21 protein-coding genes are annotated in these 23,719 nt (G+C 36.5%); 6 read left to right on the plus strand and 15 right to left on the minus strand.

The window, feature by feature from the left end; genetic code table 11:
• Positions 1 to 57 precede the first annotated feature (57 nt).
• Entirely contained in the window at positions 58 to 726 is a 669-nt protein-coding gene (locus IR022_RS12065; RefSeq protein ID WP_194203872.1) for a hypothetical protein, read from the plus strand.
• Positions 727 to 819: 93 nt separating this feature from the next.
• On the opposite strand, the gene IR022_RS12070 is transcribed toward IR022_RS12065, so the two are convergent.
• The 3 genes from IR022_RS12070 to hemG form a co-directional block, all read right to left on the minus strand.
• Positions 820 to 1,632, minus strand: a complete 813-nt coding sequence (locus tag IR022_RS12070; protein ID WP_194203873.1) for a ThiF family adenylyltransferase — start codon at positions 1,630 to 1,632, stop codon at positions 820 to 822.
• Between the two features lie 90 nt (positions 1,633 to 1,722).
• Entirely contained in the window at positions 1,723 to 2,379 is a 657-nt protein-coding gene (upp, locus tag IR022_RS12075) for a uracil phosphoribosyltransferase (protein WP_050708122.1), read from the minus strand.
• A gap of 126 nt (positions 2,380 to 2,505) precedes the next feature.
• Positions 2,506 to 3,861 carry a protoporphyrinogen oxidase gene (gene hemG, locus IR022_RS12080; protein WP_194203874.1) on the minus strand — a complete coding sequence of 452 codons (1,356 nt, stop codon included), beginning with the start codon at positions 3,859 to 3,861 and terminating at the stop codon, positions 2,506 to 2,508.
• 392 nt (positions 3,862 to 4,253) lie between these two features.
• Here hemG and IR022_RS12085 point away from each other — a divergent pair, with 392 nt between their 5' ends.
• From IR022_RS12085 to pdxB, 4 genes are all read left to right on the plus strand, one after another.
• Positions 4,254 to 4,613 (plus strand): arsenate reductase family protein, encoded by a 360-nt coding sequence (locus IR022_RS12085; protein ID WP_194203875.1) that lies wholly within the window; start codon positions 4,254 to 4,256, stop codon positions 4,611 to 4,613.
• A gap of 162 nt (positions 4,614 to 4,775) precedes the next feature.
• Complete coding sequence (locus IR022_RS12090; RefSeq protein ID WP_194203876.1) at positions 4,776 to 9,245, plus strand: translocation/assembly module TamB domain-containing protein; 4,470 nt, start codon at positions 4,776 to 4,778, stop codon at positions 9,243 to 9,245.
• Between the two features lie 9 nt (positions 9,246 to 9,254).
• The gene (locus IR022_RS12095) at positions 9,255 to 9,944 is read left to right on the plus strand and encodes an ABC transporter ATP-binding protein (protein WP_194203877.1); all 690 of its coding nucleotides are present in this window, start codon (positions 9,255 to 9,257) and stop codon (positions 9,942 to 9,944) included.
• Positions 9,945 to 10,027: 83 nt separating this feature from the next.
• Positions 10,028 to 11,140, plus strand: coding sequence for a 4-phosphoerythronate dehydrogenase PdxB (gene pdxB / locus IR022_RS12100; RefSeq protein ID WP_194203878.1), 1,113 nt, complete (start codon positions 10,028 to 10,030; stop codon positions 11,138 to 11,140).
• 32 nt (positions 11,141 to 11,172) lie between these two features.
• On the opposite strand, the gene IR022_RS12105 is transcribed toward pdxB, so the two are convergent.
• The 8 genes from IR022_RS12105 to ndk form a co-directional block, all read right to left on the minus strand.
• Positions 11,173 to 11,706, minus strand: coding sequence for an RBBP9/YdeN family alpha/beta hydrolase (locus IR022_RS12105; RefSeq protein ID WP_194203879.1), 534 nt, complete (start codon positions 11,704 to 11,706; stop codon positions 11,173 to 11,175).
• A gap of 86 nt (positions 11,707 to 11,792) precedes the next feature.
• The gene (gene folE, locus IR022_RS12110) at positions 11,793 to 12,368 is read right to left on the minus strand and encodes a GTP cyclohydrolase I FolE (protein WP_194203880.1); all 576 of its coding nucleotides are present in this window, start codon (positions 12,366 to 12,368) and stop codon (positions 11,793 to 11,795) included.
• Between the two features lie 41 nt (positions 12,369 to 12,409).
• Positions 12,410 to 12,940: an SPOR domain-containing protein gene (locus tag IR022_RS12115; RefSeq protein ID WP_050708114.1), complete on the minus strand. Its 531-nt coding sequence runs from the start codon at positions 12,938 to 12,940 to the stop codon at positions 12,410 to 12,412.
• Positions 12,941 to 13,205: 265 nt separating this feature from the next.
• Positions 13,206 to 13,961: a triose-phosphate isomerase gene (tpiA, locus tag IR022_RS12120; protein WP_050708113.1), complete on the minus strand. Its 756-nt coding sequence runs from the start codon at positions 13,959 to 13,961 to the stop codon at positions 13,206 to 13,208.
• 127 nt (positions 13,962 to 14,088) lie between these two features.
• Complete coding sequence (locus IR022_RS12125; protein ID WP_194203881.1) at positions 14,089 to 15,405, minus strand: BT_3928 family protein; 1,317 nt, start codon at positions 15,403 to 15,405, stop codon at positions 14,089 to 14,091.
• Between the two features lie 17 nt (positions 15,406 to 15,422).
• On the minus strand, positions 15,423 to 15,974 hold the full coding sequence (locus IR022_RS12130; protein WP_050708127.1) for a DUF1599 domain-containing protein: 552 nt from the start codon (positions 15,972 to 15,974) through the stop codon (positions 15,423 to 15,425).
• A 198-nt stretch (positions 15,975 to 16,172) separates the two neighbouring features.
• Positions 16,173 to 17,153, minus strand: a complete 981-nt coding sequence (locus tag IR022_RS12135; protein ID WP_255349813.1) for a M23 family metallopeptidase — start codon at positions 17,151 to 17,153, stop codon at positions 16,173 to 16,175.
• A gap of 29 nt (positions 17,154 to 17,182) precedes the next feature.
• A complete protein-coding gene (gene ndk / locus IR022_RS12140) occupies positions 17,183 to 17,644 on the minus strand; it encodes a nucleoside-diphosphate kinase (protein WP_050708110.1) in 462 nt (153 codons plus the stop codon).
• Positions 17,645 to 18,064: 420 nt separating this feature from the next.
• Here ndk and IR022_RS12145 point away from each other — a divergent pair, with 420 nt between their 5' ends.
• Entirely contained in the window at positions 18,065 to 18,715 is a 651-nt protein-coding gene (locus IR022_RS12145) for a response regulator transcription factor (protein WP_194203882.1), read from the plus strand.
• A 3-nt stretch (positions 18,716 to 18,718) separates the two neighbouring features.
• Here the strand turns inward: IR022_RS12145 and queG are convergent, their stop codons facing one another.
• Genes queG through IR022_RS12165 form a run of 4 tightly spaced genes read right to left on the minus strand, consistent with a single transcriptional unit; the run spans position 18,719 to position 23,711 of the window.
• Entirely contained in the window at positions 18,719 to 19,660 is a 942-nt protein-coding gene (gene queG / locus IR022_RS12150) for a tRNA epoxyqueuosine(34) reductase QueG (RefSeq protein ID WP_194203883.1), read from the minus strand.
• A gap of 16 nt (positions 19,661 to 19,676) precedes the next feature.
• On the minus strand, positions 19,677 to 20,252 hold the full coding sequence (locus IR022_RS12155; RefSeq protein ID WP_194203884.1) for a hypothetical protein: 576 nt from the start codon (positions 20,250 to 20,252) through the stop codon (positions 19,677 to 19,679).
• Positions 20,253 to 20,280: 28 nt separating this feature from the next.
• Positions 20,281 to 21,186: a glycosyltransferase family 2 protein gene (locus IR022_RS12160; protein ID WP_194203885.1), complete on the minus strand. Its 906-nt coding sequence runs from the start codon at positions 21,184 to 21,186 to the stop codon at positions 20,281 to 20,283.
• Positions 21,183 to 23,711 (minus strand): hypothetical protein, encoded by a 2,529-nt coding sequence (locus IR022_RS12165; RefSeq protein WP_194203886.1) that lies wholly within the window; start codon positions 23,709 to 23,711, stop codon positions 21,183 to 21,185. The genes IR022_RS12160 and IR022_RS12165 overlap by 4 nt, the downstream gene beginning before the upstream one ends.
• Positions 23,712 to 23,719: the final 8 nt, after the last annotated feature.

The following is a 23,719-nucleotide window of genomic DNA, read 5'->3' on the forward strand; positions in this document are numbered from 1 at the left end:
GAGAATTACATGATAATATTTCATAACATTGTGCTTGGTAAACTCAAAGAGATATTTATGGAACTTTTATTCAAAGAAATAAGACAAATTATCACGCCGGAATTTATAGCCGACTCGTCTCGTCAATTTATGATAGATGAAGCTGTCCTGACGAGTTTGTCTGATTCTATTGTTGCTGGTATATTTGGAGCTCTTCTATCAAGAGGAGATAATTCTGTATCGGAAGATATGCTGGTTAGTTTTGCATCTCGTTTCGATGATAATGAAGAAATAAAAATATTTTCAATAGAAGACCAAACTAATTCGAAGACAGTAAATGCTATAATAGCTTGGGAGGATGGAGCTTTCGGAGGAAAACGAATGGAGTTTGTTTCTCTATTGGCTCAAACGCTAGGTGTTGATAAGGCTTGTGTAGAACAGATGCTGTTCAATATTGCGTATGTTTCCGCTATATATTTAGGAAGAAAGATAATCACTAAAGAATATACAGTAACGGGTCTGTTAGGGCAGATGCATGCGGAGCGAAACTTCTATTTAGGGTATGTTCCTTCTGGCTTAACCTCGTTGTTAGGCTTACCCTCTTTATTGACGCTAGGACAGAATCTCACGTCTGACGCAAAGGTTGTGAGTGATACTGTGTATCACGAGATTATGCATGGCAATACTCCGGTAAAAGAAAAAAAGAATAGTTGGTGGAAGTGGTTCTCTTTTAAGGCCGCTCTATAAATACACTATTTAATATTATACGAAATAAAACCCCAGTGAATTGATGTCCACTGGGGTTTTCTCTATATCTAAGTATTATGCTGACGTTTTATATCAGGCAGGCACTTTCTCCTCTTTACAAATATTTTGCATAACTAATCCTGCCAAAGTAAATCCGAATATGGCAGTAGCATGTGCTAAAGTTCCATTTATTTGAGCTTTGGTACTGCACCATTCGTGGTTAGCTAAATCGGGATTTCCCGGAGCCATCTTTGATTTTGGGCATAAACATTTCTCTGTTCCGCAAGATTCGTTTGCTCCTCTGTTCTCCAAAACCTCTTCGCTATATACGCAAAGGAATTTACGAGATGGCTTTTCGCTTTTCTTGAATTTACGGCGTAGAGCTGCTGCCAAAGGACATCCTTTTACTTGCCAAAACTCAGCTACCTTTATTTTAGTAGGATCCATTTTCAGGGCAGCACCCATTGATGATAATAATATCGCTTTGGTTTTTGTAGCAGTACGGATTAAGTCCATTTTATTGGTGAGACTATCTATTGCATCAATGATATAATCATACTCCTCAAGATGGAACGATTCTGAAGTTTCAGGGCTGTATATTTGTTGAAGAGCATTAATCTCGGCTTTTGGATTTATCTCTAGTAAACGCTCTTTTAAAACATCCACTTTTACCTGACCTACTGTTTTGGTAGTAGCAAGGAGTTGTCTGTTTATATTGGTAATACAAACACGATCAGAATCAACAATAGTTATATTTCTAATGCCTGAGCGTACCAAGCTTTCGGCACACCAACTGCCAACGCCTCCTACACCGAATATGATAATTCGTTGCGAAGCTATTTTATCCATAAGCGTATCACCCAATAAGAGTTCAGTTCGCTTGAATATTCCTTTTTCTATACCCATTTTTAGAGTTTACGTATATATAATTGATAACAAATAGGTCTGGAGACCTTAATTGTAGTAAAGATGGAAAGTGATTTTTCTTTTGATAGTTTAATCTTTCTGACCGTAAGCTAAATCTCCTGCATCTCCCAATCCTGGAACGATGTATGCCTGCTCGTTAAGCAACGGATCGATATCGGCTGCCCAAATAGTTGTAGTTGCATCCGGAAATTTTTCTTTGCAATAATCAATTGCCTCTTGGCTGGCAATAACTGTTGCTATATGTACATGTTTAGGCGAACCTTTAGTAAGAAGTGCATGATATGATAGTTCCATGCTTCCACCTGTTGCAAGCATCGGATCGGTAAGTATAAGCACCTTACCATCCAAACGAGGAGAAGCAATATATTCTATGCTAACATGAAAGCTTTCGTGATTTTCGCGATATTTACGATATGCCGAAACGAAAGAGTTTTCTGCATTATCGAAATAATTAAGGAATCCGTGATGAAAACCTAGTCCGGCACGTAAAATTGTACCCAATACAATTTTATCTTGATATAAATTAGCCGGAGCACTACCCAGAGGGGTTTGTACCTCTAGAGTCTCATAAGACAGGTTTTTACTTATTTCGTAAGCAATGATTTCTCCGATACGCTCTAGGTTGCGGCGAAAACGCATACTGTCTTGTTGGATGTTTACATCTCGAATTTCGCTGACAAAACGATTTAGAATCGAGTTTTGTTCAGACAAGTTTATTACTTTCATTTTTCTTATTTTGGCGACAAAGATATATCGAAAAAATGAAAATATGTTTCAGTGAAACTTTTTTTAAGCGTATATACCTAATTTATTGTTGAGGTAAGTTGCATATTCAAAAATAGTTGGAAGTGATTAGAGTATATTTTCGGTAATATCATAAGCTTGTTTTACCCTGTCGGCTATACCAATACCATTCCGTAGATTACCTGCTATGACTAAACCGGGATACTGCGCCTCTATTTTTTCAACGGTTTCGAATCTTTTGCCACTCGATTTTTCATACTGAGGGATAGCATGAGGATGACGGAATATCTTTATGAATTGAATAGCAGAAGTAGGAATTTTAAATAAACTATCTAAATCCTCTTTTACGATTTGTTCTATATTTGAATCATCTAAATCGAATATTTCGGGGTTTCTGATGCCTCCCATATAGATTGCCAATGTGGCGTATCCTTCAGGAGCACGATTCTCAAAACAAAAAGAGGGGAATAAGACTCCCAATATTCTTTGTTTTTCTTTTTCAGGGATCAATCCTCCAAATGAAATGTATTTATTGTCGATGGCTTCTTTATCTACACCTACTGCCACTTGTATAACTCTGGCATAAGTAAGAGTTGAAATGTTTTGCATATCGGCTTTGTCTACAAAAGGTAATATCTCGGGTAGGGCATGAGCTCCGACTGTTGATATGGCTTTGTTTGTAGTTAAAGATATTGGATTTCCGTCTTTGACGAAACTAACTTCGTATTGATTTCCATTTGGTTTTATTTGTATTTTTTCAGCAGAGCAAATGATGTTTTCCTCTCCAATTTTCTCAACTAGCTTTTCAACTAGTGAGCTAAAACCACCTTGTCCGGAGAATACTTTTCGAGAGGCTTTTTTATCCCTATCGGTCTTTACTTCTTTACTCTTTTTATAGGATCCACCAATGAAACTTCCATATTTTTGCTCCAAATTATAGAGTTTAGGTAAAGCATATTTTGTAACCAACTTAGTAGGGTCTCCTGCATATATTCCTGATATGAAGGGGTTAACTGCATAATCTACAAAAGACCGACCAATTCGTCTGGAAGCAAGTGATGCAACCGATTCTTCAGGATCAGTGCCTTTCTTTCGGAAGGGCTCAAAAGCTATTTTTATTTTGTCTGAGAATGAAAATAAAGGGGTTTTCAGAAAGCTAATAGCACCAGAAGGTAACGGATGCCAAGTATTATTTTTTAAGATCAAACGTTTCTCGGCATCACTATTGGCTGTCTCGGGTTGTATACCCAATAGCTCAAAAAGTTCAGCAATTTCAGGGTTGCCTATTACTCCTGTGTTAGGTCCTTCTTCAAATACAAATCCGTTTTCGTTATGCGAACGGATAGCTCCTCCCACACGCTTTTCTTTTTCGAGGATAAGAATATTGAGTCCTTTTCGTTTCAGATAAAAAGCAGTACTAAGTCCGGTAAGTCCCGCACCAATTATAATTGCATCGTATTTCATTCGATAGTTTCTTTGATCTTTATGTAAAGTTAAATCTTTACTAGACATTTGTCATTGTAAAGATTCTAGGCTATAATACTAGCTAAAGCAATAAAAAGGTCTTAGACCTTCAAAACAATATGATTGTTAAAAGCGTTAGTAAAAGTAGTCAAATAAAGAGAATGGAACAATCACCAGATATAGTGATTTAAGTTCATCTGTCTTTTTGATACATTTTATACCTCAAAGATCAATTTTCCTTATACTTATTAGCCTCTATTTAAAGGAAAATAAGAAAGAAAATTTAACTTTGTGTGATTGTGTTATCTTTAAGGCTTTAGCTCTGCTTGTCGGACAATTGAAAGCCATAAAGAGAATATTGGATTTGACAATAAATTTAAAGATCTAAAGAGATGAAAAAAATCTTATTCCTACAATATCCCAAATGTAGTACCTGCCAGAAAGCCTCAAAATGGCTCAAAGAAAATAATATAGATGTAGAAAGCAGACATATAGTAGAAAATAATCCTACTGTAGAAGAATTGACCAGTTGGATAGAACGGAGTAAACGACCTGTTACTAAGTTTTTCAACACTTCGGGAAATATTTATAAAGAACAAAATCTGAAAGAAAAAGTCAAAACAGAATCTAAAGAAGAACTAATCAAAATATTAGCAACTAATGGGATGGTTGTAAAACGCCCTCTTGTTATTGGTGATGATTTTGTGCTTATCGGGTTTAAGGAAGATGAGTGGGCTGCTCAATTGAAATAAAATTGTTTTACGGTATTATTCGGCTGTAAGTATTTACAGCGTTATTAGTCACAACTATCAATTGTACTTATACTAGCCAAAGTAATTGAATGGGTCTGAGACCTTAACAAACTTAGGGGATAGTATTCGACAAAGGAAAAAATAGGTTTAAGACCTTAAAATATGGATCAGGAACACAAAGAGACAGAAACGAATAAACCTCTTCGGAAAAAGAATTATATAAAGAAAGCGTTTAAGGTTTTGACTTATATAATACTAAGTTTTATTGCGTTAATTATAATCTTATACGGTGTCTTATCTATACCTGCCGTTCAGCGTAAATTGGTTGACTTTGCTCTGGGAGAGCTACGAACAATTTTAAAAACGGAGGTTCGAATAGATGGGGTTAGTTTAAGACTTTTCAATCATGTAAACCTTAAAGGTGTATATGTAGAAGATCAGGCAAAGGATACCCTTATTTATGCCGGAAACTTGGATGTGCATATAAGCCCTTGGTCTTTATTAAGGAACAAATTATTAATTAACGAAATCGAGTTGGAAGATGTTACGGCTAACTTGTCTCAGCAAACTTCTCAGTCTGATTTCAACTTTCAATTTATAATAGATGCATTTTCAAGTACTGATACTACGGCTGTTGATACAACAAAGAGCAGTTTAATAATAGATATTGTGGATGTTACCCTTAAGAATGCGAAACTTAAGTATGATATTCTTTCAGATACAATTACACCTGGTGTATTCAATTCGTCACATATAAGCATCTCGGATCTGAATGCTAATTTGAAACTACCCTCCATAGATCCAGAGAATCTTAATATCACATTGGTATCGTTGGCTCTAAAAGAGCAAACCGGTTTGGAGATTAAAGAATTAAAGGCACATCTTACTTCCGATAAAACAACTTATTATTTGGCAGATGCTTCATTGAGTCTTCCTAATTCGGTGCTTAAAATTCCTTCCGCACATTATAATTTGTCGACTAATGATGTCGCTCTTGTAACAGAGCAATCCAAGCTATCTCCTTTGGATTTAGTCCCTTTTATGACTAGTCTTAAATATCTTCAACATGATATTCTATTGGAGACTTCTATAAAAGGAAAACTACCATTGGTAAATATTGAGAATCTGCTTTTGAATTATGGGGACGAAACGAATATAAAAGCAAACGGTTCTATATCAAATTACGAACGATACGATTTGGCTGATTTAAGTCTCGATATAACCAGCTTTTTGATTACTCCTGATGCGATAGTTGATTTTGCTAAACTCGGCGATTCTACTTTTGTAGCACCTGACATGCTGAAAACTCTTGGAAATATAAGGCTTAACGGAAATCTCCAAGGAAAACTAAGCAATCTCAATATAAAAGCAGAAGCGTGGGCTAAACAAGGGGCTATACAGATGCTAGCCACTGGATCAGTAGATACCACTTTCCAGAATTACAATGTCAGAGCAAGACTACAAACGCAGAATTTCAATTTGGGCTCATTGTTAGCAGATCCCGAATTTGGACGCTTATCTATGAATCTTAATCTGAATGCATCACAAAGTACCAGACAACCTTTGAGTGCCGATGTAAAAGGACAGGTTAATGGTCTTCAATATCATAAGCAAAATTATAACGACATTCCATTTACAGCCTATTATAATTCGGCGAAAATGGGAGCTTGGATTAAGGCAGATCTTCCTGCTGGTAAGTTTGAGGCTAAAGCTGATATGACACAGGCCAAGATTCCTACAATTGATGTTGACATGAGCGTTGAAAAACTTCAAGTCGATCGATTTATAGATAGCCTACAATGGAAAAACCCTTTGCTGTCGTTTCATCTGAAAGGCAATATTATAGGACTGGATCCTGCTAAGATTCAAGGAGATGTAGTTGTTGAGGATTTTGTGTTCTCGCGTGATAGCTTATCTTTTATACCGGGTAGAATAGAGCTTAAAGCCGGAATGACAGATGAGTCGAAGAAATATATAAAACTGAGCACATCTTTATTGAATGCAAGCATTGAAGGTGAGTACAATTTTATGACATTGTCGGATGAAATTGCAATCATAATGAATCAATACTTGCCGGGAATATTTCCTCAGCCAAAATATAAGAGGCAAAGAAGTATGCAGAACGATTTCAACTTTAGTTTGGCTTTAGATAATACTGAAAACCTGACAGAGACTTTCGATCTCCCTGCGAATATAATAAAGCCAATGATTATAAGTGGATTGATTAATACTAAAGAAAACAAATTTAAAGCTACGGCAGATATGCCTCTCGTTGAATTTGGGGCATTGAGTATTCTGAATACGCGGATAGATATTGCAAATACCGACACCTTGATGAATTTACACGGTAATACGGTTCTGTATAATGGTTCGGAAAAAGTCAAGTTTGTATTAAATACTGATATAGAATCGGATTCGATAAATGCATTTTTAACAGCTAAAACTGATAGTGGAAGTATTAATATAGATGGAAGTATAAAAGCTTTGGCAAACCTAAGGACATCCGAAAGTGGAGAAATAATCTCTTACGTGCGTTTGTCTCCTACTGATCTGAATGTTGGTAAGCTTAAAATGACTCTTATGCCAGCCGAAATAACGAATGAAGGAACAAGAACCACAATTTCTAATTTTGGTTTTACTGTTGGGAACAACAGGATGTTGAGCCGATTCTTTGGTGTGGATGGCGTTGTCTCAGATCAAGAAACAGATACGCTGAACGTGTCGTTCTTTAATGCACATCTGGGTGATATATTTCAGGCATTTGATATAGGTAATGTAAGTGCAATAGCCGATGGCAATATAAAAATAATGAATGCGCTAAGTACTCCAGAGCTTTATACAAATAACCTCACTTTGTCAAATATTATCATATTTAATGATACCCTTGGCGATTTGTCTGTAAAGAGTCATTGGAGTGAAGAGGTGGGTGCAATTGGTCTTCAAGCTAAATTAGAGAAAGTTGGTTCACAAAGCGAGTTCTCGGGTTGGGTATATCCCACTCAAGACTCGTTAGATCTGAAACTAAACTTAGATCGATTGGATATTGCTTGGATACAACCTTTTGTTCCTGATATGTTGAATCGAGCTTCGGGTAGCATTAGTACGGGATTGAATGTTACGGGGCGTCTTACTGCTCCTCTTGTACATGGCTGGTTAGGGGTGAATGATGCCTATCTGGGGATTGATTATACTAATGTAACATATCATATTTCGGATACTATAGAGATAGAACCAAACAAGATAGGTTTTGATAATCTGATTGTTGAAGATAGCTACAAAAACAAAGCAACTGTAAATGCTTTGATGACGCATAAGAATTTTGAGGATATGCGATATACCTTAGACATGAAACTCAATAACCTGTTAGTCTTAAATACTGCCAATAGAACAGATAGTTTGTTCTATGGAAAAGTATTTGCGAGTGGAACGGTTAATGTCAAAGGATCGGATGATCTGATAGATATGAAAATGAAGATCACAAATGGACGAAACTCAAGTCTGAATGTACAGATTCCTCAAACATCGCAAGCATCAGTTTTCGAAAGTATAGTTTATATTAATGTGCCGGAGCAATCCGCTGTACAGCAAATTGTAGCCGAGATTCCAAAACCGTTACCTCTCCGTTTGTCTGTTAATTTGACGGTAACTCCCGATTTTCAAATGGGTGTTATAATCAATCCAGTAACGGGAGATGCTATGCAAGTGAAAGGATCGGGACTGATTAATTTTTCATATGATATGCAGTCCGAAGCCATGAATGCTTTTGGAGATTATATGGTATCTGATGGTTTTGTACGGCTTAGATTACAGAATATAAAGACACTAGAGTTCAAAATCAGAGAGGGAAGTAAACTTGTGTTTAACGGTGACCCTTTGAAAACAAACTTCGATATAACTGCTTATAGAAGAGTAAGAGCCGATCTTACAACATTAGATCCAAGCTTTGATACCGATCAGAGTAATTCGCCAAGGGTAGATGTTGATGCCGAGTTGATGATTAAAGGAAATATGGATAAGATGGATCTCTCATACGATATAACTTTACCTAATGCTAGTGATGAGCAAAAGCAGCGAGTAAGGAGTTTAATTGCTACTAATGAGCAGAAAGTTATTCAATTTGCATTTCTAGTAGCTACAGGTTCATTCCATAGTCAGAATGGGTCTTCTGTTAGCGGAAGTATGGCTGATGGTTTAGTTACCAGTATAGCATCAAGTGCTCTTTCGAGTGGTTTAAATGCCTTACTAGGAAATGCTTTAGGAGATAAATGGGCTATCGGGGCTAACATATCTTCAAATGATGGGTCATTCTCGGATGTAGATATGACGGTAAGTTTATCGCGTAAGTTTATGGAAGATAAGCTCGAATTTAATAGTAACCTTGGTTATAGAACAGACCAGTCGACAGCGGACAATTCATTTATAGGTGACTTTGATATTGCATATGCTCTTACCCGAAACATAAAGGTAAAAGTGTTTAATCAGACTAATGAGAGACTTTACAGACAAGCTGCTACCACACAAGGTATAGGTCTTGTTTATACCAAAGAGGCAAAGAGAATAAAAGAGCTTTTCCAAGCATTTAAGAAACGAAGAAAACGCCCCGCAAAGGAAACAACAGAAAGCACTAAATAATTACTAGTTGTGATAGAGGTTTGTAATATATCAAAAAGCTATGGCAGTCATGAAGTTCTTCGTGATGTAAGCTTTACTTTAAACAAAGGAGAAATAACTGCTTTCTTAGGACCCAATGGTGCTGGGAAAAGCACAACCATGAATATTATTACAGGAGTAATCTCTGCAACTAAAGGGCAGGTCTCTATCAATGGTGAAGATATACAAGAGAATCCCCGAAAAATAAAGCAAGGCATTGGTTATCTTCCCGAATACAATCCTCTGTATGAAGATATGTATGTAAAAGAATACCTTGAGTACGCAGCGCATATTTATTTGCCAAAGACTGAGGTAAAGCAACGAGTAGATGAGATGATACAAGTTGTGAGCATTGAATCGGAATATAGAAAAAAGATACATTCCTTATCCAACGGTAACAAACAGCGGGTAGGGCTGGCTCAGGCTCTTATTCATAATCCTGATATTCTTATCTTAGATGAACCTTCTAATGGATTAGATCCTAATCAACAAGCCAATATGATGGAGCTCATCGTTGAGTTAGGCAAATCAAAAGTTGTTTTATATTCATCCCACCGATTTGATGACGTGTCGAACATTGCTTCCCGTTACTTGGTCTTGAATAAAGGGAGTTTAGTTTTTGATGGTAAAGCTAGTGATGTAGTTTCGGTCAAAGACTTGTTCAATACATATTGTAAATAATTATTGAAGAGTTTGAATAATAACGAATCTTGGTTATTATATTATCCACAGTAATAAAAAGGTATAAGACCTTAATTTGAAAAATGAAAATAGTAGCAGACAAAAATATACCTTTCTTAAAAGGAGTGGCAGAAGCATATGGTGAAGTAACTTATTTGGCAGGAGCAGACTTCTCTAAAGAAGCTATTAAAGACGTAGATGCTCTGATTGTACGTACGGTTACACATTTTGGCAAGGAGTTGTTAGAAGGTTCTAAAGTGAAGCTTATTTGTACAGCTACCATAGGTTATGATCATATTGATACAGACTATTGTGATGCACATGGTATCAAGTGGACAAATGCTCCGGGATGTAACTCAGGCTCTGTTGAACAATATATTGCTTCCACTTTGATCGTTATAGCTCAGCAAAACGGTTTCTTATTGAAAGGTAAAACAATAGGAATAGTAGGAGTTGGCAATGTTGGGAAGAAAGTTGCTTTAGTATGCGAGGCTCTGGGGATGCGTGTATTAAAAAATGATCCTCCTCGTGAGGAATCAGAGGGAAGAAATGAATTTGTAAGTCTTGCTACTATCAAAAGAGAGGCAGATATAATTACATTTCATACACCTCTCATCCGTGAAGGAAAATATGCAACCCATCATTTAGCAAATGATAATTTCTTTGATAGTTTAGCAAAGAATCCTATTATAGTAAATGCTGCTCGTGGCGGTATTATTGATACATCTGCTATAAAAAAGGCTTTAATCGAAAAACAAATCTCAGGAACTATTATTGATTGTTGGGAAAAAGAACCCAACATCGATCTTGAGTATATGAAGCTCGTAGATATTGCAACACCTCATATAGCAGGTTATTCTGCTGATGGAAAAGGCAATGCAACCCGAATGTCTTTAGAAGCTATTGCCGAATTTTGGTCTTTATCAAAAGAGCCTATCGAAAAGATTGTAATACCTCAGGTTGAAAACCCGATTATAGATTGGAGTACTCTAAGTGGTAATAAGCTAGAGCAAGCTATTCTGATGACCTACAATCCGATGGAAGATCATAAGCGGTTGGTAAGTAATCCTCCTGATTTTAGTTCACTACGAGGTAACTATCCTCTCCGTCGAGAATACTTAAGTTATACAGTTGAAAAGGTAGATAATGCAGAAGATAAAGCCATATTGCAGAAATTAGGCTTTATAGTAAAATAGAAGTGCAGAAAAATTAAGTTGAGGGTATTTACTTAACCAAGCTTTTTTAGAATCTCCAATCCTTCTTGCCACTCTCCGTAACCCGATGCAGCATTGATATGTCCTGCATCTCCTATATTTATAAGTGTGCTACCCCAGCTTTTAGCAAAGAGCTCTACTCTTTTCATAGATACCCAAGGGTCATTGGTGCTTGCAACAACAACGGTATCAAAATTGATCTTCTCCAAACATATAGGAGTAAATCCACTTGAAGTAAATATATATGATGGAGATGGAAATTCGATATCACTTGGTGCAACAAGCAAAGCTCCTTTTATTTCCTTGCCAGACTGTTTCGCCCAATGTGCAATAGTTATACAGCCTAAGCTATGCCCGATAAGGATTACTGTTGATAGGTCGTATTTACTTACAACGTCATCAATATTTTTTATCCACTCGTGACAATTCGGAGCATCCCAACCTTGTTGCTCTATTCGTGTAAAATTATCTCCCGACTTTTCAAAGAAAGTTTGCCAATGGTCTGGTCCTGAATTTCCAAGTCCAGGTACGATGAAATAGTTATTCATAAAAGTAAGTGCTTAATGAAACGATTGAAATCTATAACTAATTCTAAATTTTACACTTCTAGAGTTTTTAGATAAGGTCTTAGACTTTATCTAATCAAGTTGATAAATTCTTCACGTGTTTTTGCTGTATTAAAAACACCTGTAAAGTCTGAAGTGGTAGTTGTTGAATTTTGTTTTTGAACACCACGCATTTGCATACACATGTGTTGTGCTTCTATAACCACCATTACCCCCATTGGATTAAGAGTCTTCTGAATACAATCTTTAATCTGAGTAGTTAATCTCTCTTGTACTTGTAAACGTCTTGCAAAGACTTCTACTACACGAGGTATTTTACTCAAACCTGTAATGTATCCGTTAGGAATATAGGCAACATGTGCTTTACCCCAGAAAGGTAGCATATGATGCTCACACAATGAATAAAAATCGATATCCTTTACAATAACCATTTGGCTATAATCTTCCTTAAAGAGCGCCTTTTTAAGAATTTCTTCCGGATTTTCGTTATAACCTTTAGTTAGGAATGTCATAGCTTTAGCTACTCTTTCTGGAGTATCAAGTAGACCTTCTCTGCTAGCATCTTCACCTAATAAGTCGATAACCGATTTGTAGTGAGTAGCCAACAGCGATATGTTGTTTTCTTCGTTATTTATTGAAGACATTTCTTTTATAATTAAGTATAATCTAAATTATCCTGCCGTTTTTATTCCACAGGAATTTTAATTACATCATCTACGATGCGCATTTCTCTCCCAAATCCCGGAAATTTAGCTTTCATCTCACTTAAAGCTTGACTAGCTTGCTCTTGTGTTTTGAAATTTCCAGCTCTTACACGCCATACGGGAGAATTGTAAGATACACTTACTTCCATGTTAGGAAATGACGATTGTATAGCTCCTTTTCTGTAGTTAGCTTCGTTTTTAGCAACCTTTTGGTCGTTGCCTGAATATACTTGAATTCGGTATCCCTTAGCTCTTATAAAGTTTTTAGGAGCATCAGTACTAGCACCATCCGAAGATGTGGATAGTTGGTTGGTAACAGTATTTGCACTTGATGCTACACTGCTTATCATATTTGCTCCAATAAGATTTTTGAGACCTTCGTCCTGATATATAACAATTTTTCCTTGTCCTGCCTTTGGAGTATTCAGATCATCAATGATAGATCTGCTCTGTGCGTTTGTGTAAGCACAGATAGAAAAAAGGCAAAGGAATATGTAAAATGATTTTCTCATAATGTGTTGTAATATAAATAATTGCCGAACCATGTATTGTTTAACAATCCATAAGATAGTTTGGTTCAGAGATTTTAGCTAAGTCGATAAACGTGTTTATTGTTATATTTTGTAATTATAACAATCTCAGGTTTTATTCTTTCCAAAGCAATAAAAAGGTCTGAGACCTTAAAGTCCGCTAATGACAAATTACTTATAACTGAAAAACACGGAGGAGATTAAAACATCTCCCCGTGTGATATTTATCTAAGAATTAAAGCCAAAATCAAAAAGCTTCGATAATTGGCATAAATTTGTCTACTTCAAGAGAAGCACCACCGATAAGACCTCCGTCTACATCAGGATTTGAGAAAAGTTCTTTTGCGTTTGATGCATTACAGCTTCCTCCATAAAGGATAGATGTATTATCAGCAACCTCTTTACCATATTTATCAGTAAGAGTTTTACGGATAAATGCGTGGATTTCTTGAGCTTGAGCCGAAGTTGCAGTTTTACCTGTTCCGATAGCCCATACTGGTTCGTAAGCTAATACAAGTTTAGAGAAATCAGCAGCAGAAAGATCGAAAAGAGCATTCTCGATTTGAGCTTTTACTACAGCTTCTTGTTTGTTAGCTTCTCTTTCTTCCAATACTTCTCCGATACAGAAAATAGGAGTAAGTCCGTTAGCAAGAGCTAAAAGTACTTTTTCTTTTAGGATAGCATCAGTTTCGCCATAATAAGCACGACGTTCAGAGTGACCTAATATTACATATTTTGCACCGGTAGAAGCTACCATAGCAGCAGAGATTTCGCCAGTATATGCACCCGAAGCTTTGTCTGCACAATTTTGCGCAGCCACTCCGATTTTTTGATCGCCAATAGCAGCAGAAGCGCTTGCTAAATGGATAAATGGAGTACCAAGTATTACATCACAATTGATTGTTTTACCCGCTAATGCTGTTTTAAGAGCATCAACAATAGCCAAACCTTCTTGAAGAGTTTTGTTCATTTTCCAGTTTCCTGCAACAATGTTCTTTCTCATAATGAAATGATATTATTTAGTTTAAAAAAATTACTATTCTAAGGTTTCAAACCTTGTTTCGTTACTTTGGCAAGTGTGTAAACCAAAGCATTTTATTTTGTGATAAGCAGTATTTACTGTTATCTAATTATTCTTTTGTTTCTGTGACGCTCTTTCTGTGATATATAAGTGCATCCAATAGTTTAATCACAACTAATGGTGTAAACAATATCAAAGCAAACATATATAGATGTCTGTCACTTTCTTTTTTAGTATCGGGCATATTGCCAAAAGGAAGTTGTTCTATCGGTTTGCTTAGTTGAGTCTCGGTTGGAACTTTCCTATCTGACCATTTATTTATGATCACACCGTTCTTTATCAGAATTAAACCCGGATTGGAACGTACAATTGTTTTCAAGCTTCGTTCATCTGACAAGCAGAAATCAAAGTTAGTAATATTTTCTTTTTCCAGTTGCAGAATAACATCACGAGGTGATGAGGTCAAGCAATAAAACTTGTACTGATGATCGCGGGCGTAATTATTAACATCCTCAAATGAGCTTAGATAATCTTGATTCATATCAGTCAAAGAATAGGCTATCATTAGGAATGTATAGCTGCTATCGCTCAAAACTTCAGTGGTTATATCTTCCTCGGCTTCTATCGCAGTCTTATCTTGAGTAAGGTATAGGCGGTTAATAGAAAAATCTCGAATCAGAGGTTCTTCTCCAGCTTTTATCAGTTTGCTTTGTCGATCTACAAATACCCATGTAGAATCTTCCCAGGGATAATTATCTTCTGTAAATTCTTGCTTAACACCATCTTTTTCGTAAATGAAGATATTCTCAAATACAGGAGCCTTGTCTTCTTCTACGGTCATGAGTTGAGGTATGTTAGCACCTACTTTGTAAGGTCTAAAATCTATAATAGGTTCATGTTTGATACTATAAATACAGAACGCGATACTACAGACAACAATGTAAAGGCCTACAAACCAGTAAAATTTTCCAGTAAATAGGTTTGTTATTTTTTGATGCCAAATAAGTACAACTATCGAACAAGCTAATAGAACGATATTTTTAAAGAAAGTTTGCCAATTGGTTATTATAAGTGCGTCGCCAAAACATCCGCAATCTTGTACGGGGTTGGCTATTGCCAGATACAATGTAAGTGGAGTCATAAAAAGCATCACAAGGAACAAAAGACGAGACGTCCATTTTCTGTAAAGCCCGAAGAGTATAAATATACCAAGGCAAAACTCGCCTGCACATAAAATAATTGACATTGGTAATGCTAAATCATGCAAACTTACCAAGCCAAATGATGTAAGGTAGTCTTGTATTTTATAAGTTGTTCCGAGTGGATCTATGGCTTTTACAAAACCCGAAAAAATAAATGTAATCCCGAGCAAGATGCGCGAAATTTCGACAACTATTTTTAATATAATGTTTTTTGTTTTTCCCATTAACTCATTCAATAAAGTTATTCACTGTCTGTCGGAAATTCGAGTTTTATCAAACCAAAAATAGAATAATTAATCATATCCATGTAATTGGCATCAATACCTTCCGATACTAATGTTTGCCCTTCGTTATTCTCTATTTGTTTGGTTCTGTATAGTTTTACCAATATTAAATCAGTAAACGAGCTTATACGCATGCTACGCCAAGCTTCGCCATAATCGTGATTTTTAGCAAACATAAGATTGGTAGTTTCATCTATATACTTATCATATAGAGTCATTGCTTCCTTTGTGTTCAAATCTACGTTATCAGTATGCTGAAGGTGTAACTGTATGAGACCTATAACACCATAATTAACGATACCTATGAATTCAGAATTTATGCCTTCATCTATTTTGCTTACACCTTTTTCTTCCAAGCTGCGTATTCTTTTAGCTTTTATAAGAATCTGATCCGTTACAGACTCAGGACGTAATATACGCCACGATGCTCCATAGTCAGTCAGTTTTTTCTCAAATAGGCTTCTGCAAATAGATATAATATGTTTGAACTGTTGTTCTGTATTCGGCATCTCTGTCATTATCTGAAATTCTTTTTTCAGGTATCAAACCTTTTTTATTGCTTTTGTAAATATAAAATCAACAGTTAGTTACAACTATTAATGTAGAGTTAGATATTTACCTTGAATTACTCTATACAAAGGTATGAAAAAAAACAAAAGCATAAGGTAAACCCCTATGCTTTTCTATATATTATAACCTGGTGACTTTTAAGATACTCTCAGACTTTTGCCAAGTCTTAAAGTTTCTTTGGTTGACATGTTATTTAGCTTGCATAATTTTTGAACAGTTACACCATGCATTTTAGCAATATGTCCCAAAGTATCACCTTTCTTGATTCGGTAATACGATACAGTACCTGTTGCATATTTGTTGGTGGTTTTTTCTGATGATCTGCTTGAAGTATTGGCTACAGATCTGGCTGCTCGTCCTGGAGTACCTAATGTACTTGTTTGTACAGTGTAGATGTCGCGGTGACAAACTTTATTCTCGAAATCGATAATATCAATAGGATTGATTGATCTGCCAAGGAAGCGTGTTTCGAAGTGTAGATGCGAACCAGTAGATCTTCCGGTGTTTCCTCCAAGAGCAATAGGATCTCCTGATTTTACAACATCGTTGTCGGAAACTAAAAATTTAGATAAGTGACCATAAACAGTTTCGAGTCCGTTAGGATGGCGTATTACCACATAATAACCGTAACCTCTTCTTTCGTATTCGCAAACTCTGATTTTTCCGTCGAATGCTGCATATATCGTATCTCCTACTTGTACCTTCAGGTCAATTCCGTGGTGAGTACGTCTACCGCGGCGTCCATAGTTGGATGTGGTATGACCCATAGTTGGCATTGTGAAATTGGATAAGTCGACCTTAAATGTTTCTGGCACGCTTTCTACCGAGCCATAAACATTTACATAACGGTTATTCCATACTCCACCATATAGCTCATCTTGTGGGATTTCATCCATATCCATGATACGCTCTTCTTGAGCTTCCTTGATAAGGGATAAGTCTCTTTTGATTTTTATACCATCAGCATACAGGTCGTTTGCTGGTTTGCTGTGTCTTTGCTTGTAGCTTAGCTCGACACGATTTTCGCTTTTGTCATCTTGAGGCGTTTGGGCAAAAGCACACAAGGGTAGAAATAAGAGCGTAGCTAACGAGTACGCTTTAATCGTTTTTAAATTCACGTTCAATAACTTTTTGATTTGTAACTGAATTATATCTCATCATTCGCATACAAATTAGGCAAGACCCAGAGTTTGTAATCGAATAGTTCGTTCTCATTGAAAAACCGCGAAAGTTCAATTTGAGCTGACTCTGCGGAATCGGATGCATGTACAATATTTTCCTGAGAACTGATTGAGAAGTCTCCTCTGATGGTTCCTGCTGTTGCTTCGCGTCCATTGGTTGCTCCGGTTATATTCCTTACAACTTTTATAGCGTCCACACCTTCCCAGCATTGAACAACTACGGGACATACCATCATCGAATTCTTAACCCGTTGGAAAAACGGTTTATCTTTTAAGTTAGCATAATGCTCGCTTAGTATGGCATCGTCCAACTGTATCATTTTCATCCCTGCTAATCGTAAACCTTTGCGCTCGAATCGAGAAATAACGTCTCCTATGAATCCTCGTTGAATTGCTGAAGGCTTTAGTATTATAAGGGTTTTTTCCATAATTAAAAATGATAAATTTGAACAATTAACACATCTTTATACCGATGCGCATTTTTCAAAGATAACATAATTATTTTGTTAATAGCAAGTACAAAGTGGTTTGTTTTCATGTATTTAACAGACTGTTAAAAATAGAAATCAATTTAATCTATTGATAAATAGATAGATACTCGTTGAGTGTTTTTGACAATTAAACAAAAGGTTTAGAACCTTAACTATTTTTAGAAATACATTGTGTCAAATGGTTTACATGTTTCTAATTAAACAGAACTTTTATGTGTTGTAAAACACTGTTTTTAAATGTCTTATTGAAGTTTGTTCCGACGTTTTATAAATATCACTTTCACTTTAGATTAAATTGGTGAGGGTATATTTGGAGACTTTTCCTATTTTTGTAAAACATCTATTTAGCTATTGATAATGAGAAACCTGATCATCGCAGATACACAAGATATAACACGCCTAGGTATTAAATCTATGGTGAGAGAGATTAAAGATATTTCTCAAGTCTTTGAAGTGGGCGATAAATCGGATCTGATACACATATTGTCGGAGAATGTAGATGCATTGATTATTCTGGATTATACTCTTTTTGACTTCGAATCTATAAATGATTTACAGATACTGAGTGAACGTTATCCAAAGTCTGATTGGATTCTCTTTTCTGATGAACTGAGCGATTCGTTTCTCAAGCAAATACAAGCAAACGATTTGTCATTTAGTATTGTTCTTAAATCGTGCCCTTTAACCGAAATAGATGCGACTATTGGTTCGGCTCTTGTTGGCGAAAGTTTCTATTGTAAAAGGGTTGATAATCATATGAGAACTTTGAGTCGTTCTTTAGAATCTGCCTCAGATCATAATCTGACACAAACCGAAAAAGAAATTCTGAAAGAAATTGCATTAGGACATACTACAAAGGAGATTGCTGCCGAGCGTCATTTGAGTTTTCATACTGTGATAACTCACCGTAAAAATATATTCAGAAAGCTGGAAGTCAATAATGTGCACGAAGCCACCAAGTATGCTATGAAGGCGGGGATTGTAGATGTATCAGAATATTATATCTAATAATTACTCTGTCTCTTGAGTGTTGCTTACTGCTCTGTAATTTCTCATCACCCCTGAATATTTGGCTCTCTTTACAGCTGACCCTTTAAATATTCGTTGATAATCTTCTACCGACATATTAGCAATACTTTCATGATCCATTGATAAGAATTCTTCCTTTGGTATAAATTCTTCAGTTGTATGAGGGCGTGCATATCTATTCCAAGGGCATATTTGTTGACAAATATCGCATCCGTACATTCTATTGTTCAGAAGTGGCACTATTGTTGGGTCTATCTCCCCTTTATTTTCAATTGTTTGGTAGGAGATGCATTTTTTTGCATTCAGCAAATGGGGTTGCTCTATGGCTCCTGTGGGGCAGGCTTGTAAGCATCGGGTGCATTTTCCGCAAGATAAACTAAGTGGTTTGTCATAGGATAGTTCTGCATCTATAATGACTTCTCCCAGAAAGAAATAAGAGCCCCGCTTTGGGATGATTAGCAGGGTGTTTTTACCAATAAAGCCTAATCCGGCTTTAGCAGCCCAATAACGTTCCAAAACGGGTGCAGTATCGCAGAATACACGTCCTTCGATATTTGGGATGAGCGTCTGTATATAGGCGAAAAGTTGTTGGAGTTTTGCTTTCATTACATCATGATAATCCTTACCATATGCATAATAGGCAAATTGAGGAACTGCTTCCGATTGCTTTTCGTGTGGATAGTAGTTCAATGCAAGGCTAATGATAGATTTTGCATTGTCAACAAGCAGGGTAGGGTCGCTTCTCTTATCTATGTTGCGAGCCATATATTCCATATCAGCATGGTAACCTCTGTTAATCCACTCTTGATAATGATTACTTTCTATAACTTCAATTTCTTCAGCTTCGCATATACCACAAGCATCGAATCCGATGGATAGGGCATAGTATTTGATCTGCTGAGAAATTGAATTTTTATCTAACATCTGAGGTTTTAGAATCTTATTGTTTGGTGATGCGTTCTATCCCTTGGCGAGCATACAAAGAAGGATCTATGGTTATTTCTTTTTTTGTTATTTTATTTCTGAATATAACAAAATCATATTCCTTAAAGCTTTTCTTCTTGAATTGAGAGTGCATGTCTTTTCCGAATAAGTGAAGTTTCCCTTTTACGGGTTTAGCTTCCCAAACTTCCGAAAGTTTATATTTATCAATCAAATAATTGCCTACACTTGCTGCAAAAGCAGCATATCCTGCTGCATTAGCTCTTCGTAGTAAAACTGTTTTGTTAGGGTCGTTTTCTTTGGCATCTTCGGAATAAGACAAGGCAGCATCCGTTATTTCTTGAGACAAGTCGATGATAGATTCAATATCGCCTGCCTGATTGCTATTTATATTATCCTCAATAAAGATCGCCAGATTTTTATCTTTAACCTTGTAATTTTTTCTGCTACCATCTTCTTTGTAAGTAACAGTTGTGCGATATATAGTTCCTCTGAAAACAAATAATGCCCCTACAATCAAAAGAAGGATAATAAATATTTTAGCGAAACGATTAGTTGATTTTTTCTTTTTCATAAATCATGTAGTTTTTAGGTCTTAGACCTTATTTACCAAGTAAGCCTTTAGTAACATTCCACCTGAATAGTAATAACTGTGTGCCTTTTTGAGGTGAGAATGTAATAATATATCCTATGTATAAAACCAAAGAAGCTACCCATTTGATACATTCATCAAAAAGTCTTCGTCTATATTCTTTTTTGGAGATGGATAAGGTACGTATACGCTCGCTTCTACCAATGGAGTAGGTGAGCTTATCGAAAAACTGATCGGTCAGTTTTTCTTTTGGAATGTGGTGATAGATAGGAATGTCCGGAAAATAATAACATTCAATATTATTTTTCTTCAAGCGGTTGAACATATCCTTGTCTTCGGCACCTATTAGTGAGTTGCCCTTGCGTCCGAGTTCAGTATTGTAATAACCATACTTTTCATAAAGTTCTTTTTTCGCAATTGTATGCCCTGTTCCCGGATAATTTTTCGCATCCAATTTTTTTGGAAGCTTTCCTTGATCGAAATACCCTCCTATCAATCGTTGGGTGAAATGCGACATCCATTTAGGTTGTGCTTCTTCGTAGATAGGAACAACAGGAGAGCCTGCAAGAACAGCATCCGGATAATTGTTCAGATGATTGTTTAGTCGCTTTAAATGTTCGGGGATGATAGTTTCATCGTCATCTACAAAAATGAGAAATTCTCCCCGAGCCTCCTTTATTCCTCTATTGAGAGCAAAAGAAAGCCCTTGATTCATTTCTTTGAAGTATCGGAATTGACGATCCAAATATTTTTGTTTAAACTCTTCACATATCGTTGCCGTAGAATCTGTGCTATTATTGTCTACAACAATGATTTCGTAATCGAGAGGGTTATATGTTTGTTCACAAACGGCTTTGAGTGTTTGAGCAATATATTTATCCCGATTATATGTGCAGGTTATGAATGAGAATCTCATATTTTAGTATACTTATCTTTTTTTCTGTAAAAGAGAGAGCCTATACTTCCAATAAGCAAAAGTATCAAAATACCACTACTAGCAGAAGCGATGGCACGTGCAGTATTATATGAATGAGGTTCAAATTTGAACTCTATCTCGTGCTCACCTGCCGGAACACGTATGGCGCGCAATGTCCAATCGGCACAGAAGTGTGTAGCAGGTTTACCATCTATATAGGCTTCCCATCCGTTTGGATAATACATTTCTGATAAGATTGCCAATTGCTCGCTTTTTGCTGATGATTTGTACTTAAGAGTATTCGGCTTGTATTCGGTTAGCTCAATTGTTGCTGTTGAATCGGGAACAATAGTGAAGCCTGATAGTTGATTCTCAAATCGTTTGTCTACTATAGCGGTAGAACCTACATCGAGCGTGTTTAATGCTTCAATCTCTTTATCGGCATTATCAGCAAAAATGTAGTTGTCTACAAACCAAGCATTACCCATTGCGTATGGGTTTTGTAAAGGAGCTTGTTCGGGGTGGAATATAATATATTTGGCATTAAGCATATTTAATGCTGTATTCTTTTGAAGAGAACCAATTATACTATCTATATTCTGAGAATCGAATGATTTGATTATTGAATTAATTTCACCTTGCAAACGGTAATCTATCAATTCCTGATAACGCTTCAATTTAGCGGCATGGTATCCTCCTATTGACTTATGATAGTAAGATGTCTTAGTTTCGTTAAACGGATTGTTCAAGTTCAGTACACGATACGATGGGTGTTTATCTTGAAGTATTGCTTTGTCGGCTTCCGTTTGGGGGAATGGACGATTTGCATCGTACGATAATTTGCTTTGGAACTTATCGTTGTTTAAATAGCGTTTGTCTACACCCCATAAATCGATAACTACCAAAAGTATTAATACAGCCGAACAATACACTGTAATCTTGTTTTTATCTCCTTTTAGCTTCAGGGTAGCATATAATATTCCGGCAGCTAAAATTATGTAGATCAATGAACGTAGGGCATCCGAAGATAATAAGTCTTTACGATCAGCAACAAGTGCAGAATAATACCAATCGGGAACTTGAGACATCCACTGACTATCGCCGGCGGTGGTAAAGTCGAATCCGAATATACCCGGTACTAACCAGAGTAGCAAGCTTGTTCCACCGGTAATTCCGGCAGATATATAAATAGATCTTTTAAGACTGTCTTCTTTGATTTCGCCATTGAAAAACTCTTTTATACCCCACATTGCTACTATCAGCATAGTAAGTGCAGGTATAATTAAAGCTGTGGATACAGCCCTGAATTTATTATACATAGGGAAGTGGTAAAAGAACCAATCATTGAACATCTCAAAATTATTTCCCCACGAAAGGAATATGAAGAAAATAGTTGCCACAAGGAAAATCCATTTCATGGGATGTCTAACAATGAGCATTCCTAATACAAATAAGAAACAAATGATAGCACCAAAGTAAACAGGACCAGAGGTAAAGGGTTGATCGCCCCAGTAAGTCTGAGCTTGTATTCCTGCAGAATCAACTTGCGCTTGCGGAGCATTTGCTCTGATTGCTTTATATAGGTTAGAGGATGGAGATAACATTCCACCCGAAGCACCTCCATGTATATCAGGAATCAAAAGTGATAAAGTTTCCATTTTTCCGTAACTCCATGCAAATGCATAATCTTTATCGAGACCCGATGACTGTTTTTCCGATTGAGTTGGTTGAGTTAATTCCGATTGTCCACGAGTACTTTCTTTCGACATCTCGTAATTAGCGTATATATTGCCCAGATTACAGAATATTGCAATAACAACACCAATAGCCAAAGCTCCGGTTGCTCTTAGTAATCCAGAGAAATTCTTTTTTAGAGCTTCGTTTATAAGTAGTCCTACATATATAAATGTGCACAATATTCCGGTATAATAGGTAACCTGCAAGTGGTTGTTCTTGATTTGTAGTGCCAGACCAAGAGCCATAAGAAGTCCCGCCAGCAGATACTTTCGCCTAAAGGCTGCCGCCAAGCCTGCTACAATAAGCGGTATATAGGCTATTGCCCAAGCTTTAGTTACGTGCCCGGCATCGATAATTATAATATTGTAAGAGGATAAAGAATAGGCAATGGCTCCCAATACTGCAGGAAAGAAACCTACACCCATGACACAAAATAGAATATAAGCCATTAGCATTCCAGCAAATACAGGTCCAGCAGTGCTGTTTCCCAAAGCCTTTAGAGGTGCTTCTAAATAATCCAGAAAGTTAGGCGCTCCTCCCCATATTCCGATTTGGTAAGCAGGCATTCCCGAAAACATGGAACCTGTCCATGCTGACGATTGACCTTCTTTTTCGTAATATTGAGCCAATTCGCGCGACATTCCTTTGTATTGTTGAACATCGCTTTGTTGAAGGACTTTGCCATCCAAAACAGGGCTGAAGTATATAAATGTAACAGCTAAAAAGCAAACAATAGCTATAACGTGTTGGAGTAATTTCTTAGGTATTGATTTTTCCTCTTGTATCATATTGTGTA

Source organism: Dysgonomonas sp. GY617 (assembly GCF_015233815.1).
Taxonomy (GTDB): Bacteria; Bacteroidota; Bacteroidia; order Bacteroidales; family Dysgonomonadaceae; genus Dysgonomonas_A.

Excerpts from the sequence above, each read along its gene's own strand:
- IR022_RS12070 (WP_194203873.1), bottom strand. The coding sequence starts at position 1,632 with ATGGGTATAGAAAAAGGAATATTCAAGCGAACTGAACTCTTATTGGGT.
- hemG (WP_194203874.1), bottom strand. The coding sequence starts at position 3,861 with ATGAAATACGATGCAATTATAATTGGTGCGGGACTTACCGGACTTAGT.
- IR022_RS12160 (WP_194203885.1), bottom strand. The coding sequence starts at position 21,186 with ATGAGATTCTCATTCATAACCTGCACATATAATCGGGATAAATATATT.
- IR022_RS12130 (WP_050708127.1), bottom strand. The coding sequence starts at position 15,974 with ATGCCGAATACAGAACAACAGTTCAAACATATTATATCTATTTGCAGA.
- IR022_RS12125 (WP_194203881.1), bottom strand. The coding sequence starts at position 15,405 with ATGGGAAAAACAAAAAACATTATATTAAAAATAGTTGTCGAAATTTCG.
- IR022_RS12065 (WP_194203872.1), top strand. The coding sequence starts at position 58 with ATGGAACTTTTATTCAAAGAAATAAGACAAATTATCACGCCGGAATTT.
- IR022_RS12085 (WP_194203875.1), top strand. The coding sequence starts at position 4,254 with ATGAAAAAAATCTTATTCCTACAATATCCCAAATGTAGTACCTGCCAG.
- upp (WP_050708122.1), bottom strand. The coding sequence starts at position 2,379 with ATGAAAGTAATAAACTTGTCTGAACAAAACTCGATTCTAAATCGTTTT.
- IR022_RS12145 (WP_194203882.1), top strand. The coding sequence starts at position 18,065 with ATGAGAAACCTGATCATCGCAGATACACAAGATATAACACGCCTAGGT.
- IR022_RS12115 (WP_050708114.1), bottom strand. The coding sequence starts at position 12,940 with ATGAGAAAATCATTTTACATATTCCTTTGCCTTTTTTCTATCTGTGCT.
- queG (WP_194203883.1), bottom strand. The coding sequence starts at position 19,660 with ATGTTAGATAAAAATTCAATTTCTCAGCAGATCAAATACTATGCCCTA.
- pdxB (WP_194203878.1), top strand. The coding sequence starts at position 10,028 with ATGAAAATAGTAGCAGACAAAAATATACCTTTCTTAAAAGGAGTGGCA.
- tpiA (WP_050708113.1), bottom strand. The coding sequence starts at position 13,961 with ATGAGAAAGAACATTGTTGCAGGAAACTGGAAAATGAACAAAACTCTT.
- IR022_RS12155 (WP_194203884.1), bottom strand. The coding sequence starts at position 20,252 with ATGAAAAAGAAAAAATCAACTAATCGTTTCGCTAAAATATTTATTATC.
- IR022_RS12165 (WP_194203886.1), bottom strand. The coding sequence starts at position 23,711 with ATGATACAAGAGGAAAAATCAATACCTAAGAAATTACTCCAACACGTT.
- IR022_RS12105 (WP_194203879.1), bottom strand. The coding sequence starts at position 11,706 with ATGAATAACTATTTCATCGTACCTGGACTTGGAAATTCAGGACCAGAC.
- IR022_RS12090 (WP_194203876.1), top strand. The coding sequence starts at position 4,776 with ATGGATCAGGAACACAAAGAGACAGAAACGAATAAACCTCTTCGGAAA.
- folE (WP_194203880.1), bottom strand. The coding sequence starts at position 12,368 with ATGTCTTCAATAAATAACGAAGAAAACAACATATCGCTGTTGGCTACT.
- ndk (WP_050708110.1), bottom strand. The coding sequence starts at position 17,644 with ATGGAAAAAACCCTTATAATACTAAAGCCTTCAGCAATTCAACGAGGA.